This is a genomic window from Bradyrhizobium stylosanthis, from assembly GCF_001641335.1.
GTDB lineage: Bacteria > Pseudomonadota > Alphaproteobacteria > Rhizobiales > Xanthobacteraceae > Bradyrhizobium > Bradyrhizobium stylosanthis.
In genome coordinates this window covers 81,874-98,375 of record NZ_LVEM01000010.1, presented here as the reverse complement: position 1 = coordinate 98,375, position 16,502 = coordinate 81,874, and the positions used below count along the sequence as shown (strand labels likewise).

20 protein-coding genes and 1 pseudogene are annotated in these 16,502 nt (G+C 60.5%); 13 read left to right on the top strand and 8 right to left on the bottom strand.

Annotated elements, in window-relative coordinates:
• Positions 1-10: 10 nt before the first annotated feature.
• Positions 11-826 carry a sulfotransferase family protein gene (locus tag A7X65_RS39765; protein ID WP_063694855.1) on the top strand — a complete coding sequence of 272 codons (816 nt, stop codon included), beginning with the start codon at positions 11-13 and terminating at the stop codon, positions 824-826.
• 669 nt (positions 827-1,495) lie between these two features.
• Here the strand turns inward: A7X65_RS39765 and A7X65_RS39755 are convergent.
• Positions 1,496-2,011, bottom strand: coding sequence for a YciE/YciF ferroxidase family protein (locus A7X65_RS39755; RefSeq protein ID WP_063694854.1), 516 nt, complete (start codon positions 2,009-2,011; stop codon positions 1,496-1,498).
• 92 nt (positions 2,012-2,103) lie between these two features.
• Between A7X65_RS39755 and A7X65_RS39750 the strand changes: the two genes are divergently transcribed.
• From A7X65_RS39750 to A7X65_RS39740, 4 genes are all read left to right on the top strand, one after another.
• Positions 2,104-2,292 (top strand): hypothetical protein, encoded by a 189-nt coding sequence (locus A7X65_RS39750; RefSeq protein ID WP_063694871.1) that lies wholly within the window; start codon positions 2,104-2,106, stop codon positions 2,290-2,292.
• Positions 2,293-2,343: 51 nt separating this feature from the next.
• A complete protein-coding gene (locus A7X65_RS39745; RefSeq protein WP_063694870.1) occupies positions 2,344-3,336 on the top strand; it encodes an ATP-dependent DNA ligase in 993 nt (330 codons plus the stop codon).
• A 72-nt stretch (positions 3,337-3,408) separates the two neighbouring features.
• Positions 3,409-3,576, top strand: coding sequence for a DUF2934 domain-containing protein (locus tag A7X65_RS41260; protein WP_082885249.1), 168 nt, complete (start codon positions 3,409-3,411; stop codon positions 3,574-3,576).
• A 151-nt stretch (positions 3,577-3,727) separates the two neighbouring features.
• Positions 3,728-4,015, top strand: coding sequence for a hypothetical protein (locus tag A7X65_RS39740; protein ID WP_245324078.1), 288 nt, complete (start codon positions 3,728-3,730; stop codon positions 4,013-4,015).
• Between the two features lie 574 nt (positions 4,016-4,589).
• Here A7X65_RS39740 and A7X65_RS41250 read toward each other — a convergent pair.
• Positions 4,590-4,820 (bottom strand): hypothetical protein, encoded by a 231-nt coding sequence (locus A7X65_RS41250; protein ID WP_082885248.1) that lies wholly within the window; start codon positions 4,818-4,820, stop codon positions 4,590-4,592.
• Positions 4,821-5,760: 940 nt separating this feature from the next.
• On the opposite strand from A7X65_RS41250, the gene A7X65_RS39715 reads away from it, so the two are divergent.
• The gene (locus A7X65_RS39715) at positions 5,761-6,294 is read left to right on the top strand and encodes a cupin domain-containing protein (protein ID WP_245324077.1); all 534 of its coding nucleotides are present in this window, start codon (positions 5,761-5,763) and stop codon (positions 6,292-6,294) included.
• 311 nt (positions 6,295-6,605) lie between these two features.
• On the opposite strand, the gene A7X65_RS41245 is transcribed toward A7X65_RS39715, so the two are convergent.
• Positions 6,606-6,854 carry a DUF3551 domain-containing protein gene (locus A7X65_RS41245; RefSeq protein WP_430644034.1) on the bottom strand — a complete coding sequence of 83 codons (249 nt, stop codon included), beginning with the start codon at positions 6,852-6,854 and terminating at the stop codon, positions 6,606-6,608.
• Positions 6,855-7,434: 580 nt separating this feature from the next.
• Between A7X65_RS41245 and A7X65_RS39710 the strand changes: the two genes are divergently transcribed.
• Positions 7,435-7,881, top strand: coding sequence for a YybH family protein (locus A7X65_RS39710; RefSeq protein ID WP_063694848.1), 447 nt, complete (start codon positions 7,435-7,437; stop codon positions 7,879-7,881).
• Between the two features lie 61 nt (positions 7,882-7,942).
• On the top strand, positions 7,943-8,356 hold the full coding sequence (locus A7X65_RS39705) for a hypothetical protein (RefSeq protein WP_063694868.1): 414 nt from the start codon (positions 7,943-7,945) through the stop codon (positions 8,354-8,356).
• 67 nt (positions 8,357-8,423) lie between these two features.
• On the opposite strand, the gene A7X65_RS39700 is transcribed toward A7X65_RS39705, so the two are convergent.
• A complete protein-coding gene (locus A7X65_RS39700) occupies positions 8,424-8,741 on the bottom strand; it encodes a hypothetical protein (protein WP_063694847.1) in 318 nt (105 codons plus the stop codon).
• 25 nt (positions 8,742-8,766) lie between these two features.
• Complete coding sequence (locus A7X65_RS39695; RefSeq protein WP_063694846.1) at positions 8,767-9,879, bottom strand: DUF1236 domain-containing protein; 1,113 nt, start codon at positions 9,877-9,879, stop codon at positions 8,767-8,769.
• Positions 9,880-10,086: 207 nt separating this feature from the next.
• On the opposite strand from A7X65_RS39695, the gene A7X65_RS39690 reads away from it, so the two are divergent.
• The gene (locus A7X65_RS39690) at positions 10,087-10,314 is read left to right on the top strand and encodes a hypothetical protein (protein WP_018643639.1); all 228 of its coding nucleotides are present in this window, start codon (positions 10,087-10,089) and stop codon (positions 10,312-10,314) included.
• A gap of 625 nt (positions 10,315-10,939) precedes the next feature.
• On the opposite strand, the gene A7X65_RS39685 is transcribed toward A7X65_RS39690, so the two are convergent.
• Positions 10,940-11,680 (bottom strand): ATP-dependent DNA ligase, encoded by a 741-nt coding sequence (locus A7X65_RS39685; protein WP_082885246.1) that lies wholly within the window; start codon positions 11,678-11,680, stop codon positions 10,940-10,942.
• A 318-nt stretch (positions 11,681-11,998) separates the two neighbouring features.
• Between A7X65_RS39685 and A7X65_RS39680 the strand changes: the two genes are divergently transcribed.
• Positions 11,999-12,376 (top strand): PRC-barrel domain-containing protein, encoded by a 378-nt coding sequence (locus A7X65_RS39680; protein WP_063694845.1) that lies wholly within the window; start codon positions 11,999-12,001, stop codon positions 12,374-12,376.
• A 46-nt stretch (positions 12,377-12,422) separates the two neighbouring features.
• Here the strand turns inward: A7X65_RS39680 and A7X65_RS39675 are convergent, their stop codons facing one another.
• Positions 12,423-12,782, bottom strand: coding sequence for a hypothetical protein (locus tag A7X65_RS39675; RefSeq protein WP_063694844.1), 360 nt, complete (start codon positions 12,780-12,782; stop codon positions 12,423-12,425).
• Positions 12,783-13,387: 605 nt separating this feature from the next.
• Here A7X65_RS39675 and A7X65_RS41240 point away from each other — a divergent pair.
• Together A7X65_RS41240 and A7X65_RS44000 are read left to right on the top strand one after the other, a co-directional pair.
• Positions 13,388-13,591 (top strand): hypothetical protein, encoded by a 204-nt coding sequence (locus tag A7X65_RS41240; protein ID WP_082885245.1) that lies wholly within the window; start codon positions 13,388-13,390, stop codon positions 13,589-13,591.
• Positions 13,592-14,470: 879 nt separating this feature from the next.
• Positions 14,471-14,587 (top strand): annotated as a pseudogene (locus A7X65_RS44000) (ribbon-helix-helix domain-containing protein); the annotation flags it as partial.
• A gap of 886 nt (positions 14,588-15,473) precedes the next feature.
• Here the strand turns inward: A7X65_RS44000 and A7X65_RS39660 are convergent.
• Complete coding sequence (locus tag A7X65_RS39660; RefSeq protein ID WP_063694841.1) at positions 15,474-15,749, bottom strand: hypothetical protein; 276 nt, start codon at positions 15,747-15,749, stop codon at positions 15,474-15,476.
• A 416-nt stretch (positions 15,750-16,165) separates the two neighbouring features.
• Here A7X65_RS39660 and A7X65_RS43970 point away from each other — a divergent pair, with 416 nt between their 5' ends.
• On the top strand, positions 16,166-16,384 hold the full coding sequence (locus A7X65_RS43970) for a DUF6894 family protein (RefSeq protein WP_063694840.1): 219 nt from the start codon (positions 16,166-16,168) through the stop codon (positions 16,382-16,384).
• Positions 16,385-16,502: the final 118 nt, after the last annotated feature.

The window sequence follows — 16,502 nt, the reverse complement described above, 5'->3', positions numbered from 1 at the left end:
TTGCAGGATCATGCAAGGCGATATCCATTTCATTTCCGGACTTCCGCGTGCGGGCTCCACGTTGCTGTCGGCTATCCTCCGGCAGAACCCGCGCTTTCGTGCCGGCATGACCGGACCGGTCGGCTCGCTGGTCGACGGCATGCTGCGCAGCATGAGCATGAGCAACGAGACCGCGATCTTCATCAGCGACGAGCAGCGCCGCGAACTCGTCAAGGCGATCTTCTCGACCTACTACGCCGATCTGCCGAAAGGGCATGTGGTTTTCGACACCAACCGCAATTGGTGTGCGCGCTTGCCGCTGGTCACCGAGCTGTTTCCGCGCGCCAAGGTGATCTGCTGCGTCCGCCATATCCCCTGGATCCTGGATTCGGTCGAGCGGCTCATTCGCAGGAACAAGTATCAGCCGTCGGGAATCTTCAACTTCGAACCCAGCGGCACGGTGTATTCGCGCGTCGACGGGTTGGCAGGCCCCAACGGCATGGTCGGCTTTGCCTGGAATGCGCTACGCGAAGCGTTTTGCAGCGAGCAGTCCGCGTGCCTGCTGGCGCTGACCTACGAGACGCTGACCACCCAGCCGGAGCGGGCGATCGCCGCGGTCTACGAGTTCATCGGCGAGAAGCCGTTCGCGCATGATTTCCAGAACATCGAGTTCGACGCCGAGGAGTTCGACCGCAGGATCGGCACACCGGGTCTGCACAAGGTCGGCAGGCGCGTGGAATCCCCGGGGCGCAAGACCGTGCTGCCTGGCGACCTCTGGCGCAAATACGAGAACGATGCGTTCTGGAGCGACCCCGCCCGCAATCCGAACCAGGTGAGGGTGGTCTAGAGCAAGGGTGCGAATCCTCGGATTCGGCTTCTGTCTCGAGCTTCTCCTGCTAACCGCCGATGGCTCGCTCTCTGTTGATGTGTTGGACGATCCGTGCCGCGCGCGGGATCAAGCTTGTTCTGATTGCGGCATTTGTGATCGGTGTTGCTCTCTCTTGATGGCCGCGATTCTCAAACCGATTGCCCGGAGGCGCGATCTTGAGGATGACGTTGCGAACGGCTAGATGGTGCGGGTAACAGTTCAAGATGCAGATCACTCGATTTAGGTAAGTCATTGAAACCGCAAGACTATCGCTTTTCCGTGGCGCCCATGATGGATTGGAACGAGAATTTAAGTTTTTCAATTGCTTAGACCGCGGCGTGTGCACGACGTGTGCACCGGGAGATCAAAAAAGAGATCGCGACAGCCAGCGTAAGCAAGGTTCTCTGAAACGGTAGATCAGTCGTGGAAGCGTCACTTCTTCGCTGCGCATTTGTGTACCTGCGCCCGCGACCTGGCGCATCGACACGCTCCAACTGACTCTTAATCAGCGGGTCCCAGGTTCGAGCCCTGGTGCGCCCACCATATCAATGGCTTGGCTAGCACCTCCGAGAACGCGCGTCCCCGCAACAGAAACGAAAGGGCCGCGCTTGCGCACGGCCCCGTCGATCCATTCCGCTCGGTGGACAGCTAGGCCGCGCTGGAGGCCTTCGCGTTGACGCCCTTGCGCAAGGCCACCGTGTTGAGCTTGGTGTTCGCGGCCTTCTCCTCGTTCAGATTGGTCGTGAGGAAGCGCACGATCTCGTCATGCCCAAGCTCCTCGGCCCAGGCGATCAGCGTGCCGTAGCGGCACATCTCATAGTGCTCGACGGCCTGCGCGTTTGCGACGATCGCGGCGTCCAGCACGGCCTTGTCCTCGATCTCCCCCGCGGTCTCGTCCGCCTCCTTGATGATGCCGTCGATCGCCGGGCACTTCGTCCCGCTGGGCTGCTTGCCGAGCTTGGCGAATGCCTTGTCGAGCCGCTCGACCTGCTTCTTGGTCTCCTCGAGGTGGGTCTTCAGGCCTGTCACGAGGTCGCGGTTGGTCGCTTTGTCGATCATCTTCGGCAGCGCCTTCAGGATCTGCTGCTCCGCGTAATAGATGTCCTGCAGACCGTGGATGAGCAGGTCGTCCATCGATTTGATGTCCTTGGTGAACAGTCCCATATCGTTAATGCCTCCGTTGCCAAATAATGGGTTTGGAACGCGGGCATGCGCCCGCAGTTCCTATCCCCAGCGGTATGAGAGGGAGGCTCGACGTGGAGGACAAACGCTTTGCTTATCTGCTGGGGCAGGCTGCCATGGACGTCTGGGGTGATATGCCGCGCGACGTCCAGGAGGCGCTGTTCGAGACGGCGATGAAGGAGCATGCCTCGGCGCGGGAGGCGCTGGCGCGACTGCTGCACGACCGCCATCCGCGCACCGCGCATCCTGCTAAACCCGGTTGAGCGAGATACGAGCGTGATCCGGGCGCGCTGCGAGTGTTGACGATGGAGCCGATGGAAGCCGAATCCGTCACCGAGCTTCCCCGCGGCGCGCAATGGCAATACGAGCCGAAATGGGACGGTTTCCGTTGCCTGCTCATTCGCGACGGCCGCGGGGTTCGCATGCAGTCGAAAGGCGGCCGCGACCTCGTCCGCTATTTTCCGGAGGTCGTTGCCGCCGCATCAGCTCTGTCCGCCGCGTCCTTTATGCTCGACGGGGAGTTGGTCATCGAGCTCGACCAAGGCTACGCGTTCGACGCCTTGCTCCAGCGCATCCATCCAGCGGCCAGCCGGGTCAAGCGCCTTGCCCGGGAAACGCCCGCACGCTTCATCGCCTTCGATCTGCTGCGATCGGCGGACGTGGACATCGCAGCGCTGCCGCTGGCGAGGCGGCGGCCTGCGCTGGAAAAGTTCGCGCGGCGATATTTCAAGGGCAGCGAGATATTCAAGCTTTCGCCGGCGATCCGCAATTTTGCCGAGGCCAAAAGCTGGCTCCAGCACGTCGAGGACGGTCACGACGGCGTCGTGGCAAAGCGGCTGGACCTTGCCTATCGCAGCGGCACGCGCGATGGGATGCAGAAGATCAAGTTGCTGCGGTCGGCCGATTGCGTGGTCGGCGGCTTCAGATATGGCGATAAGAAGCAGGGCAGGCGCAAGGTGCTCGGCTCGCTGCTGCTTGGGCTCTATGACGAGGCCGGGTTGCTGCACCATGTCGGCTTCACCTCGGCGATCAAGGCGTCCGACAGGCCCGGTCTCACCGATAAGTTCGAGAAGATCCTCAGTAAGAGCAGCTTCACCGGCAAGGCGCCGGGTGGGCCTAGCCGATGGTCGACCAAGCGATCCGCCGAGTGGCAGCCGGTGCGCCCGGTTTATGTCGTCGAGGTCTGCTATGACCATGTGTCCGGCGGCCGGTTTCGCCACGGCACCAGGATCCTGCGCTGGCGCCCGGACAAGAAGCCGTCGCAATGCCGCATCGATCAGCTCGGGCAGAAATCGGCAAGCAGATAGCAGGGCGAATCCTCCAGGAACGCGACCTGCCGGAGCAACGTTGGAAACATGAGCGACAAAGGGAGGAGACACATGACGGACTCGATGGAGGATCGCATCCGGACTCGCGCGCATCAGCTCTGGGAGCTGGCCGGCAGGCCGGAGGGGCGGGACGACGAGTTCTGGCGCGAAGCGGAACGGGAGGTGTCCGGCGATCACGCCATCAACGCCGACGAGGCCTCGGACAAATTCACGGAATAGCGCGATCCGCGCGCAGTTGCCGCTCCTGCCTCGTTAGGAACGGCCGGGGTCTTTCGCGATTAGACCGGCACATCGCAAGATGGCGGAACCCGGCTCCGCCAAACCCCAGCCGGTAAAAGCGAGGAAGGAGATTGCAATGTTTGGAAAATCAATGCTGGCCGGCGCCCTGCTAGCGCTCAGCTCGACCATTGCACTTGGCGGCCCCTGCAACACGGCCGATCGCGACGCCGGCTCCGGACCTGTGACCACAGGGAAAGCAGGTGAAACGACGGGCGTTGCATCATCGAATGCCAAGGAGCATCCGCCGACCTCGGCCATGAACAAGGCGACCGAGAGCACGGCCACCTCGTCGCAGGACGCCCAACGTCAGATGCAAAGCCAACCGACGGCGGCCGAACAATCGTCCAAGACCACTGCGGCCGACGACAAGGGCTGCTGACGAGCAGCTCGTCTTTCTCCAATGAAGAGGGGCGCCCCCTAACTGGGGGCGCCGCAAATCAAGCTCGAGTCAAACGCGAACAAGTCGGTCTTGATTGTCGTTCCTTCAAGCCTTCAAGGCATGGACCGCGGCGTCTCGGCTGGGTGGCTTGCTCGGCGGTTCGAATGCGTCGTCCAGGCGGAGAGTGGCCGGCCTCTCTGGCACGCCTGCTGCAGCGCCGGCCCATGCGGCGACGACTCCGAACAGCAACGCAGCGGCGGCCGAGAAGGGCACGATGATGCTCGCCGCGCGCGCCTTGGAGATGGCGCTCTTGGCGTTCGCGATCGTCGCATCGACCCGTTTCTCCGCATCCTGGCTGGCTGCACGTCGGACAGGTTGGGCCGCTCTGCGGGCGCCGGGGTGATGGCTCAGCTTCCCTGATCTCTGACACGGCACCTCTGGGAAAAGGCGACTCCATCAGTACCAAAGTGCACAATTGTTCCAAAGCTAGTGGGGCGGCTGCAAGCCAGGCGAAGTCAGCCAGTCGAAAAGGTGCCCGCCGGTCTCATTGACCCTGGCACGCTGAAGCGGCGCCTCACGCTCCGTCCCGGCCGGGTAATTGGCTGGCTTGATCGATGCATCTAGTGCCATCGCTCGCTTGTTCGCCTCTCGAAGCAATTGAAAGTCGCGCCAATTGACCTGCCAGGCCGGTCAGAGTTCTCGCGATATTTCTCATCAGGAAGACGCGATCGGAAGATTGTCCACTGAGCTGGGAGATTTTCTTATATTCAGCAGCCAGTTCTCTGCATTTTTCCGCGGTAATCATAGTTGGCTCCCAGCCTAGTAAAGGATTAAGATTGCGATGCCTTAAATGTACGCGTTCTGATTGAGAAGGCGAAAATGCCCTTGTTCAAGGTAAGCGTTGGGTTCAGGCGGCCTGGCCGCACGTGGCAGAAGGACGCTTGGCGGGACGTCACAACGACAGTCACGGCCAGAAATGGCGTTGAGGCCGCGATCGATGTGCTATCGCAACTAGAGTTCGACGAGCACGCCGAGCAGGTCCATTTCATTCATGTCGGCGAGCCTGAGCCGCATGATGCGGCCTTATCCTAATCCTCGCCAGTATCCGACCAGCGCGCGCCATTCATAGAAGACGATGACGGAACCGACGAGAGCGGTCCCAATCCCGGCCATCAGCAAGATCATTCCCAACATCGAATCACCTCGCGCATAGCGAGGTTCCAAAGTACCAAAGTAGACAGACGTTCCTATTGTTCTTTTTGCTGCTCGGGGTGCCAGACGAACGGCACCGGCTTGGCGAGCAACTCATACGACCTGGTGAGCGCGTCGTGGGAGCGGCGAAGCATGTCCTTCGTCAACTCGTCTTTTATGCAACGCCTATCCGCGTGGTCCTCAAGGTACGACCCTCGCAGTTCCCAGTTGATTTGCAACACAGGTTGGCCACCGGCGTAGGAAATTTAACCTAAGTTAAAAAGATGGAGTTCCATCGTTGCTTGTGAACTTAAAAGCGCTGCGGAATTGCCACAGGCCTCATCAATCATACGAGAGCCCGTAGAATAACGGCCTTTTCTATTGGCCGCGCCCCGATGCGCGAGCACACTGCGTGTGCTGTCGGGGCCCGATCTGATACCCGGCGGACACATCGGCCCCGCGCTCGGTTCTCCAGACCCCAGCCGGGGCCGATCTAGTGTGATCTCCTAAAGCGTCTCAGTCGGCTGAAGCAGTCGAACATAGGTGCCGCTTTCGTGCACCTCGAGCCAGCCGCGCTCTTTGGCGAAGGCGATGCCAGCGCCGAACTCGGGATTGCCCTTGCTGCCCGCGACGAACTGCGAGTTGATCCCCTCGTTGTAGATCCGGCCGTCCTGCACGGCCGGCGTGGCGGCTGCGATCTTTTGGGGAGAATGAAGATGCTTCGTTTAGCCGTTGCTCTATTTCTCGCATTCACCTGCTCAGCACAGGCGCAGACTAACCGCCAAGAATTGAAGCGGGCCGATCTCACCGGCACAAACATGGAGATCATTATTAGCGTCGTCGACGTCGCACCTGGAAATAATCTCGCGCGACACACTCATCACGGCGAAGAAGCAGTCTATGTTTCGGAGGGAGCCACGCTCGCTCTTCCGGACGGCAAGGAGATCCAATTCCCAACTGGAGCGGCGAACATCAACGTTCGCGATGTGCCGCACGCTGGTTTCAAAATTGCGGGCGACAAGACCCTCAAAATGCTTACGGTACACATCATCGATAAGGGGAAGCCGATGATAGAGCCTGCTCAATAGTCCTTATGCAATCGAGCCACCGGGGCCGCTCCGCCGGCATTGGCAAGCCCGGCGACGATCTCATCACGACCTAAGCCGCACTGTCCTGGATAATCCTCGGTGCCTCGCCAAAAAGCAAAAGGGGCCATCTTGCGATAGCCCCTTACCGGTCCGAAACGAAAATTCGTGCTGAAATCCAGCCTAAGAGGGATTATGGGCTGATCACGCAGATCGCTGTGAGTATGTTTCGCAGACTGCATTCGGCGACCTCATGGCATGATGCCCTCCTCGGGGGCCCAGGATATTTGCCCGTCATAGCTCTCAATCGGTCGTCACTGACGATGCGTTCGCTTGTGACGCACTGCAGGCTTTCCGCCTTTCCCGGCATAGTAGGGATTGACCACGCACGATGCCGCGCGGCCGGATGCGGAGGCCTGACACTGGGGCATGTTGGTGTAGGCGCACTCGAAATAGTAATCCATGAACCCACCCGTAAAGACTTGGAGGCAAACAGGGTAGGCGGGATCGTAGGTCTGAGCTTGCACGGACGCGGCGGCGCAGAGTGTGCCGCTCACGAACATTGCAAGGACTGGAACGCGCATCGCAACACTCCTCAATTCCGCAGCAAGCTTCTTCGGTACACTTGGTTAGAGGTTGTGCAAAAGGACTACGACCTCAAAGGTTCCAAACCACGGAATTCCGGCCACGGGCACTAGTTCTTCTTGGATCGAACGCGTCGGCCCCAGGCCTCTCCGCAAGGAGAAGGACAGGTGCGGAGCGCCGGGGCCGCGAGCGCGCTAAAAAGCCAGCGCACTCAATGCGGCTTCCCACTTAGAAGAGTCGCGCGCCTCCACAAATGTGAAGCCGCGCTGGATATTTTGCGCGCTCCAGTCTTGAGAAACTCTCGTTCCGCCCAAGAGTTTGAATCGCGCTCTGGGCCTGACTCTCTTAGAGTGCTTTGCTTGCGTGGTGACAACGCGGCTCCAGCTCGCACCCCGTTAATGCTGGAGCCGCCTTCTTTACGCGGCAATTAAGGACCGGGGGGAGCCCGTTGGCTCGAATGCTGCGCCGCAGCGTGGGAATCGATTGCCGCCCGACCGGAATTGATGTGAGATTGCGGGGCAATTTTCAAAAAAATAGATTTTTCGGGGAGGAATCGTGATGCTGCGTACCGGCTTGTCATGTCTTTTCCTTGCGGTCATGTCCCCTTCTGCGATGGCTGCCGAAGGGGATCAGAAGCAAAAGGTTGAAGCGGTCGCATCGGAGTACGCGGCAAGCTTCAACAAGCAGGACGGCGCTGGAATTGCTGCCCTGTTCGCGACTGGCGGGATTCACGTCAATCCGATGGGTCCTAGGTCGGACATCGCCGAGTTCTATCAGGGGGCCTTCAAGGCAGGGTTCGACCATGAGGAGATTACCGTCGACCAAGCCTGGACGCTGGGCACCGATATGGCTATCGCCATGGGCAATTACAGACTCTCCGGCAAGAATCCGAGCGGCGCGCCGATCGAGACTGGCGGTATCTGGACTGCGACCTACGTGACCGAGGGCGGCAAACTCAAGATCCGTCTGCTCTCTGCGATGCCGAAGCCGTCGCCTCAGAAGTAGAGCGCGGAAAGGTGGGCGGGCCTGCGATGAGCTTGCAATCGATGCCGTGGCGGAGCCGCGCGTGAACTTCCAGGTGACCGTGCTCAAGATCCTTGTGAGCTATCCGGACGGCTTTGCCGTCATGGAGGATCTCAAGCGCGACATGGCCATCCTGGCGACGAGTGGTCGCGACTGGGCTGATCGGACTAGGCGACTGGCGACCCGGATACCGGACCTCGACATCTTCTCGCAGGGGCTGGTGGACCGCGGATCCGGAGGGTGGAAGATCACACCAAAGGGGCGGGCAGTTCTGAAATACATGGAGAGCCGAGCCACAGCCGAGCTGTCCCATCCGCCTACGATAGCGGAGGTCGCTGCGGTTGAGCCCACGATGGTGCCTTCGCTGCGCCAGTCGACCGACAGGGCTAAGCGTCGAAGCGAGCGCCGAGAGCGACGGCGCGAGTCACGGGCGCGCGCACGCGCCACGGCGTCTTGAGCAGTCTCAGATTTTTGTACCTCTAGAGATGCTGAAAGGGCCGCTCGATGAGCGGCCCTTTCCTAATTCACCAGCTCCGGGTACCGAAGCTGAAACCGATGCTTGGGCCGCCGCCGTAATAGTCATACCCACGGTCGTAGTAGCCAGGTCCTCCGTAGGAGCCGTAGCTGCGGCGGACCACGTACCCGTCATCACCGCCGTAATAGCGCTGGACGTAGCGGGGACCGCGTGTCCGGTAGCAACGGCCGTATTCGTTGCAAACCAGACGGACCTGGTCGATGGCCGAGACTTCCGCCGAGCCGATGGCGGTCGGATTCATCGGGGCGGCAACCGCCGCCGATCCCAGCAGCGCAGCAGCCGCGGCGCCGAGTGCGAGTGTCTTCATGGTCGTCTCTCCTAGTCTTTCGAACTCAGTCGATCTCTTCGATGATGCGACGCTCGCCCGGTTCGACGATGTAGGTGCGGCTGTCACGGTTGATGTACCGGTATTCACGGAGCGTCGGGGCGTCGCGATAGACTTCCTCCGGAAAGGCCTCGATCTCGACACCCTCGGGCACGCGCTCGCCGGTACGGATTTCGGTTCGGACCGAGCTGCCGGTGGTCATCCGCTTCTCGCGCTCGACCGGATGCGCCTTGGCGTGCTTGCGGACGACTTCCCGATCACGGTCGGTGAACGTGGCCTTGCGCTGCTCAGTCCGCGCCGGCGCAGCGGCCGTCGAGCGGCCGGAGTACGGCAGGACCGTCACGATCTTGTAGGTCGACGGCTCGACGACCACGATCTCGTCCTTCACCAGCACGAAGTTGTAGCCGCGGTACTGCGGCACGATCTCGACGACCTCGGCCGGCAGGGGCTGGAGGCGGACGTCGCGCGGGACTACCGTGCCCACGGACAGGGAGAAGTTCACGTTGGTAAGCGGTTGCACGTTCAGGTGCGAGATGGACGCGCTGATGCGGGTCCGCTGCTGGTCGTTGATGTTCACCGACGCATTCACGTTGGTGTTCGACGACCGATCCGCCGTGTTCTGCTGGCTGTTCGGCTGCTGGGCGGTGTTGGTCGAACCGCTAACCGACGGCGACTGAGCCTGGTTGGTGCTGGAGGACGGCGGGTTGGCGCTCTGCGTCTGGTTGTTCGTGTTCGAAGGAGCGTTGGTCTGGGCCTGATTGGACGGCGCCGTGGTTTGGCTAGACGGCTGGTTGGTCTGAGCCTGGTTGGTCGAATTGTTCGAAGGCGCCTGGGTGGTGTTGGTGCCCGTGCCCGAATTGGAAGACTGACCTGCAGCGGTCTGCCCCGTTGACGGAGATTGCGTCTGGGCGGAGTTCGCCGAAGGATTGGTCTGCGTGGATGCGGACGAATTGTTGTTCGTCGGGGCCGAGGTCGAAGACGACGGAGTCGAGGTCGACGACGAATCCTGACGCTGGGTAGCGGTCGGGCTAGAGCTCGAAGTGCTCGGTGACGATTGAGCGAAAGCCGAAGTCGCGATCGCGACGGCGGCGGTCGTAGCCAAGAACAAACGCTTGTTCATCTCTGGAACTCCCTAAAGTTAGACGCCGATCAACCCGCAACGACGGGCGCGGTTCCGTTTCGGGAAAATTTGGTAATTCGAGCTTAGTTTCTTCAGATCTTTGAAGAGAGGATCGCGGGATGCGGACCGCCGTCGTTGGGAACAAACGGAACTTCGTCGGAGAATCTCCGTTGGCAGTGACTACTTGCCAATCCGGAGGAGGACATCATGAAGAAGCTGATCGTATGCGGCGCGCTCGCCGCTTTTGCTCTTGGCACCCAGGCCGCCAGTGCCGCCGAGTTCTACATCGTCCGCGACGCGACCACTAAGAAGTGCACCGTGGTGGACACCAAGCCGACGACGACCACCACGACGGTCGTGGGCGACGGCGTCTACAAGACCAAGGTCGAGGCCGAATCCGCGGTCAAGACCACCAAGGTCTGCACCGAGCAGTAATCGCTCGATAGATTCATTTTCGGCAAAACATTGGAGGCGTAAATGCCTGTGTTAATCTTGTGGGCCGTTCCCGCTGTTCTCGTCGTCGGCGGTGTCGGCTATTTCCTTGTTCACATGCACTAAGCGAGTAGCCGCATCCTTGAACGGCCCGTCCGGCATCTCCGAGCGGGCCGTTTTTCTTTCGGCTGCACCGGATTTCGAGCGAACCTGCCCCGACGTCAGGTATCCATTGCTCGCTCGCGCCGTCATGGGCGAGGTTTGGCTCCTCGGCTTATGGCTAGGGCCCCGGCAACTACGAAGAGAAGCGCCTACAAGGCTGGCGGCCGCTTCGGTGAGGGGTTCAGCGGCGAACGTACCGGTACGGGGGCTCAAACACGTATGTCGAGCCGTAACGGTACGGAAGCGGATCGTAGCCGATCTGGTAGGCGCTTCCGAGCCTGTAGGTCCGATGTCTAGTGATACTGACGTGCGTGGGCCAGGTGGTCACGCACTCGCAGCTACGGTGAGAGGTGATCTCGGACGCAATGGCATTCTGCGGTAAAACCCAAAGAGCTAGTGCACAAATCCCTAAAAGACGAAACATCCTCGCAGCTCCGAACTGTGTTTTGCGTCGTCGGATAAGTTGCTAAAGGCACACAGGGTTCCGGTAGGTTCTTCGCCCTCGATTGCTGGACCGTCTGGGGAAGAAACGGCCCCGAGCACCTTCCGGGCTGGTCGTGAGGAGAGGCGTCGGGACCGCGACGCACCGACTCAACGCCGCGCGCCTGCGAGCACCCTTCGCCACGAGGCTCGCTGTGCGCTCTAACAAATGTTTTGCCCTAGAAAACTCGCGGCTCATGGCCGGATGGGTGTGGTTCTTGATCTTGAGCCATTCACGCGTGCGGCCGGCGATATAGCGGCGGTCGCGGCGCTTCGAGACCAAGCCCTCTAAGCCCATCTCGCACGCCTTGCGGAAGAGATCGGGACCGATCTCGCCGCTCTCGAACGGCGCGACGAAGATGCCTTCAGGTCGGCCCCGCAACAGCCTGGCCAAGTTCGTCTTCCGCATCTCAAGCGGCAGCTGCCGAAAATCCTCGCCGCCAAGCGCCAGCACGTCGAAAGCATAGAGCTGCACCTCGTGGTCGTACTTGCGAGAGTGCAGGGCGTCGAAGTCGAATTGCTTTTCCCGGTTCTTGAGGGCCGCCTCAACGATCCAGGGGAAGCGCTTGGTCCAGTCGTGGCCGTTCCTGGTGATCAGGCGCACGGCGCTACCGTTGCGCTCCACGCGCAAGCGGTAGCCGTCGTACTTGACCTCGTGGAACCAGTCGCAGCCGGTTGGGACCGCCTTTGCGGCCGTCGGCAAGCAGAACTCGAACGCGGTAGACATGAGAACGAGATAGTATCGCGTCCGCGAATACGCGAATCTCCGAGCGATTTCAGCGTCGGGAATTCGTGCGAGGGACCGATGACTATTGTATTGCCTTACCATGGAATTGCGCTCTGCTTTTCGCTCGCGGTCTGGTTGGTCAGTCTGGTGCTGTAATCACGGTCCGCTTCACTTGGATATCGACCCCTTTTGTGCAATCGCGGCAACGCGCGCGGTGGGCCAATCGCGTCGATTTGGCGCTGCGATGGTCGCTCAACACAGGAACGCCCTCGTAGCTGCCGCGTTAAGCGGCAAAACACCTGTGAAGGAGACAAGGACATGGCCCGTGCAACAGCCCACCCGGATCATCACTGCATCTCGAGCGAAGACATTCAGGGAACCGAGGTGTACGGAGCAGATGGAAAGAACATCGGTGAGATCGACCACCTCATTATCGACAAGGTGTCAGGCCGCGTAGCTTATGCCGTCATGAGCTTCGGCGGATTTGTTGGCCTGGGTCACAGCCACTACCCAATTCCCTGGAGCGCTCTGAAGTATGATACGTCGCTCGGAGGCTTCCGTACCAACATCACCGAGCCACAGCTCAGGGACGCGCCGGAGTTCAGTGATGACTCCTGGCAGGATCGAGACTGGGAAACGCGAACCCACCAATATTATGGGACGCCCACTTACTGGGAAGCGCGAGGTGGCCTGTAGCCTCGGCCGACGCTCCAGAGTGATCGGCCGATCGTCCTGTCGGGCATCATGCTTTGACTTGTAGCGGCAACGACAGTTGCAGATCGAAGCGCCTCGTGGCGTTGGCGGTGATGAAATCCCGCAGCGCATCCGAGACGGCGCGATCAGTGTCGATGGCGCGTTGGGCCAACGCATCGGCGACATCCGATGTCGCGTCTCGCGACCATCCTTCGCCAGCGTTGAAGCACGCGATGCGCACTGGATAAGCGTACTGGCCGGTGAGTAGTCCCTGGAGCACGGCTTCGAGATCTGTGTCGGCTTCTTCCGTCTCGCGCCAGGCGCAGCCGGCACGTGCGCCGAAGTCCTCCAGGACGAGATAAATGTCCCGGTCGAGCCGGTCGGCCGGAACGATCGAAGGTGAGGACATCTCCGTAAACTCCACGTAACAAACTGTTGGATTCGAATCATCCAGCGGAGATTCGTTCCCGCAACGGCGCTGCTCTTTCGGCCGGGCAGCTGGATGACCCGCCGGAGCAGCGGCAACGAGGTAAGAGGTGCATCCTGCAGGAGCCCTGCGCTTCGCTCGCCAGCGCGCGCGACCTCTCCAACATCTCAACCGTCAGCATTGTCCCAGCATGGGCGCGGGTCAGCCTGCGCACGGCCCGCTTGCTCGCCTCCAGCTGTACGTTCATTGGATATGGAACATGGCAGCCTCCTGCCAGCTCGGCAGGCGGTTAACATACGATAAGATGAGGTGAGGCGGGATGAAAATTAGTGGGAGAGGGGCCGAGAACGACCCCGGCGCGCGAGAGGATGCGCGGGGTTTAGCCGGGGCCGCTCCGCCGGCTGGCGGGCCGGCACGATGGCAACCGGCGTACCGCTTCCGGCGTTCCTAAGTGGTCTATCTCGGAACCCGAGCAACTGTTCTCCTGCCGAACCGTTGAACCGCATCACCGCACGGCTCTAGGTATCTATCGGTGATGAGAACGCCCAACTAGCGCTCCCGCCTTCCTCTCATGGAAGGAGCGCGCCATGACCAAGCGTCGGCGTCGTTTCAAGCAACAGTTCACACTGCGAGATCGCCTTGCCGCATGGGTTAAGAAGACTGCAGGACAGGCTGCCGATCTCCCACTTGGGGCCGAGCGGGACGCGCTGGTGGCGAAGGTGCGGCAGGCCGAGATTGCCAACCGGTTGGAGGATTGGGTGAATTCCACAGGACTGCAGCCACCGAAATGATCTCGGTTTGCTCTCTAATCCAACAGAGCCGGAAAGGCGCGTAGTTGAGGCCAATCGGCTTGAGTAGATCAAAATTCACCGACTTTCACGGACAGATCGTCACGGACATGCCCGGCCCGGAAAACCAGAACAAGGGTAAGGAGGCCAAGTCGGCGCGGCTGGAGGAAGCGCGACAGGTTCTTGAGGAGTACGCCGCCGAGCTACGCGAACTCCTCCGGAAGCTTCGGGGGAAGTTCCATTAAGGGCGCCTCAGTCGGTCTTCGGCAATCCCGCAGCCGCTCCATTCCCTACGGCGTCGTAATCCACCGTCGCGAGTGAAGGAAACGGCCCCAGCTCACTGGTGGGGGGCGATAGAGCTGGGGCCCAGACTGTTGGTCTGCCCTTGGGGAAGGGATCGGGAAAACCTGGCATCGGAGTGAACGTTCCTGCCGGTGTCCTAATCTCGGTTTGCCGGGGGCCGGAATCGAAGGGGCCACCTATCCGGTAGCCCCTTGCCGGTTGCAATGAATGTTCGGAATCGAAATGCCAGCCCCGGCGTTGCCGAGTTTTCCCGGTAAATCCGGTTCCGGCCACAACGAATGTGAATCGATGTCCTAAATTTTCAGATCGCGCTGGACCCGGACAGCACCAAGGGCGCGTTGATTTGCTCGATGTCGTTGGAAAAACGGCGTTACAAGCTTGTGGTCAAATAATCTAGCAACCGAAAAAATCCGTAGAGAGAGAGCGCAGTCACGGCCGCGAAGGCAACGATCATCGCTGCCCATTCGCGTTTGGAGAATATCTCAAAGTCGAACATGTTACTCGCTCTGTCGTTGTTCTTGGCCGGAACTATAACGTCGGATCTCGCATTTCGTGCACATGGTACAGCGTAGTCTATCAATGCGCCTTCAAGTCGAGCTCTCGAAAGAGGAGCTACAAGCGATTGACGATTTCCGTTTTGCCGAACGCTACGCCAGCCGGGCTGCGGCGGTGAGGGAGCTGCTACGGCGAGGGCTTACCTTCCAAAACTGTACCCGAGATGTGGCGGATCGGGTGGAGTGAGGGAAAAAGTGGCAATCCTAACAAATGCTAGTTTTTCAGAAGCGGATTTTTGGGATTAAAGGCGGGCTTGCCGAAAGGACGCCGGCAGACCGCTCGGCCCCAGCTCGTTTTTCGATCCGGAAAAACCTCCAGGCTGGGGCCGATGTGGTCTCACGAGCATCGTATGACGTGCTCATTAAATTTCCAGCACCGTATCTTTTTGGACTGAGGAAATGAATTTGCGGCGGGACGATCTCGGCCGGCGTGCCGCGTTGAGTATGGTGCGCCGGGCGGTCCCGGTGCGTCTCGGATCTCCAGCCCCAGAGATGCCCGGGGCCGTTCGTTTAGAGGGAAAGACGCGTCACTCGGAATGAGTGCCTATTTCGGGCAATCGTTATTCTTGGTGGCGGTGCTAAGTTCGGCGATCCTCCGGGCCCCCAATCCAGCCCTGGCGGCCTAGAGCGTAGGCGGCCTCGCCACGTAGAGAGCCAGCGTCGGCGGGGTCGCTGCGTTGTTGGACGCCCGCGGAGGGGGCAGCGATTGAGGCTTGGTCACGTGGTTGATCACGCTTCAGCGCTTGATACCGATCCATCTGGCCAGCGACCCTTCTCCAACTGAGGGCGAGTTCTTTCAAACATTTGGCTTCTGCGTCACTCTGCGCTGATTTTGCCAAGCGCTGGCATTCCTTGGCCTGATCGAGACAGTGCTGTGCGCTATCCATTACGTAATCCTCGGGCCAAGAGTCGGGGGCGGAAGCGAGGCGGCTCCGGCTGGGGGGTTCTTAACGGGGATAGGCCGGAGCCGCTCTGCCGGGCCGGCGGCGGGCCAGCGACAGACAAACGGCGAGCCGAACTCGCGGTTCCTACGCTCCGAGCAGGTCCTTGCCGGCCGGGGCCAAGCGGACATAGGTCCCACTCTCGTGCAACTCCAGCCAGCCGCGCTCGACCGCGTACCGGATGCCGTTGCCGAACTCCGGATGGCCCTTACTGCCTTTCAGCAGCGCAACGAATTGCGAGTTGATCCGCTCAATGTAAATCCGGCCGTCTTGAACGGCGGGCGTGGCGCCGGCGATCTCGACCAGCTTGCGGGCTGCGGCCTCAGGATCGGCAAGGGGGCGGCTCGTTGCGAACTTCGTCACGCTACACCATTTTGATTCACTAGGTTCGCCAAGTCTTTCCACGCCAATGCGATGCGCAGCCACTTCTCGCGCTCTGCCGAGCTGGTGGCGCTGATGGCTCTTCTCATCGCAGCGAGAGCTTCTGCTTGATGGTCAAGATGTCGAATCATGGCACGCTATCGTTGGTCGGATTTATTAAAGGAAACGAAATAGGACACCCCGGGAGAGTACCGATTGATTGGTACGGCACGAATTCGCGCAAGGACGCCAAACCGGACCTGCGCGCGGTCGCGCGAGGCGATCGGTGGTCGAACTCGCGGGTAGAGCGTCGAGCGAGATCGTCGCGGGCCAGGGATCGCCGGCTGCCGGCGTCAACCAATGAGGGAGCTGCTATGCCGGGCAGAGGAACTCCGCTCGTTAGCCTATGTTAATAGGCCATGCCGAGGTACTTCTTCAACGTTTATAGCGATGATGACTCAGTCGAGGATCTGCGCGACGATGAAGCAGCTTGGCATCAAGCAACCATCTTCGCCGGGGAAGTCCTGAGGGACGTCGATGGCAGATTTCGCCCGGGGCAGCAGTGGTCCCTGGGAGTAACCGATCAAACAAGAAAGCCGATTTTCTATATCAACGTCGGCTCGCGGAAAATGAAATAAGTCGCCTTCTACCACTCATAGCGGCGCGCGTTGGCTAAGAGATACGGCCCGGTGGCATAGTGAGGGAGATGTCGCGCCGGGCCGCTTTGCCCGCTCGCGGCAAGTCGGTAACGATTTC

Bases quoted from the DNA above. Each gene is read 5' to 3' on its own strand.
- A7X65_RS39765 (WP_063694855.1), top strand. From the start codon at position 11: ATGCAAGGCGATATCCATTTCATTTCCGGACTTCCGCGTGCGGGCTCC.
- A7X65_RS39755 (WP_063694854.1), bottom strand. From the start codon at position 2,011: ATGGGACTGTTCACCAAGGACATCAAATCGATGGACGACCTGCTCATC.
- A7X65_RS39745 (WP_063694870.1), top strand. From the start codon at position 2,344: ATGGAAGCCGAATCCGTCACCGAGCTTCCCCGCGGCGCGCAATGGCAA.
- A7X65_RS41260 (WP_082885249.1), top strand. From the start codon at position 3,409: ATGACGGACTCGATGGAGGATCGCATCCGGACTCGCGCGCATCAGCTC.
- A7X65_RS39740 (WP_245324078.1), top strand. From the start codon at position 3,728: ATGCTGGCCGGCGCCCTGCTAGCGCTCAGCTCGACCATTGCACTTGGC.
- A7X65_RS41250 (WP_082885248.1), bottom strand. From the start codon at position 4,820: ATGATTACCGCGGAAAAATGCAGAGAACTGGCTGCTGAATATAAGAAA.
- A7X65_RS41245 (WP_430644034.1), bottom strand. From the start codon at position 6,854: ATGTTCGTGAGCGGCACACTCTGCGCCGCCGCGTCCGTGCAAGCTCAG.
- A7X65_RS39710 (WP_063694848.1), top strand. From the start codon at position 7,435: ATGCTGCGTACCGGCTTGTCATGTCTTTTCCTTGCGGTCATGTCCCCT.
- A7X65_RS39700 (WP_063694847.1), bottom strand. From the start codon at position 8,741: ATGAAGACACTCGCACTCGGCGCCGCGGCTGCTGCGCTGCTGGGATCG.
- A7X65_RS39695 (WP_063694846.1), bottom strand. From the start codon at position 9,879: ATGAACAAGCGTTTGTTCTTGGCTACGACCGCCGCCGTCGCGATCGCG.
- A7X65_RS39690 (WP_018643639.1), top strand. From the start codon at position 10,087: ATGAAGAAGCTGATCGTATGCGGCGCGCTCGCCGCTTTTGCTCTTGGC.
- A7X65_RS39685 (WP_082885246.1), bottom strand. From the start codon at position 11,680: ATGTCTACCGCGTTCGAGTTCTGCTTGCCGACGGCCGCAAAGGCGGTC.
- A7X65_RS39680 (WP_063694845.1), top strand. From the start codon at position 11,999: ATGGCCCGTGCAACAGCCCACCCGGATCATCACTGCATCTCGAGCGAA.
- A7X65_RS39675 (WP_063694844.1), bottom strand. From the start codon at position 12,782: ATGTCCTCACCTTCGATCGTTCCGGCCGACCGGCTCGACCGGGACATT.
- A7X65_RS41240 (WP_082885245.1), top strand. From the start codon at position 13,388: ATGACCAAGCGTCGGCGTCGTTTCAAGCAACAGTTCACACTGCGAGAT.
- A7X65_RS43970 (WP_063694840.1), top strand. From the start codon at position 16,166: ATGCCGAGGTACTTCTTCAACGTTTATAGCGATGATGACTCAGTCGAG.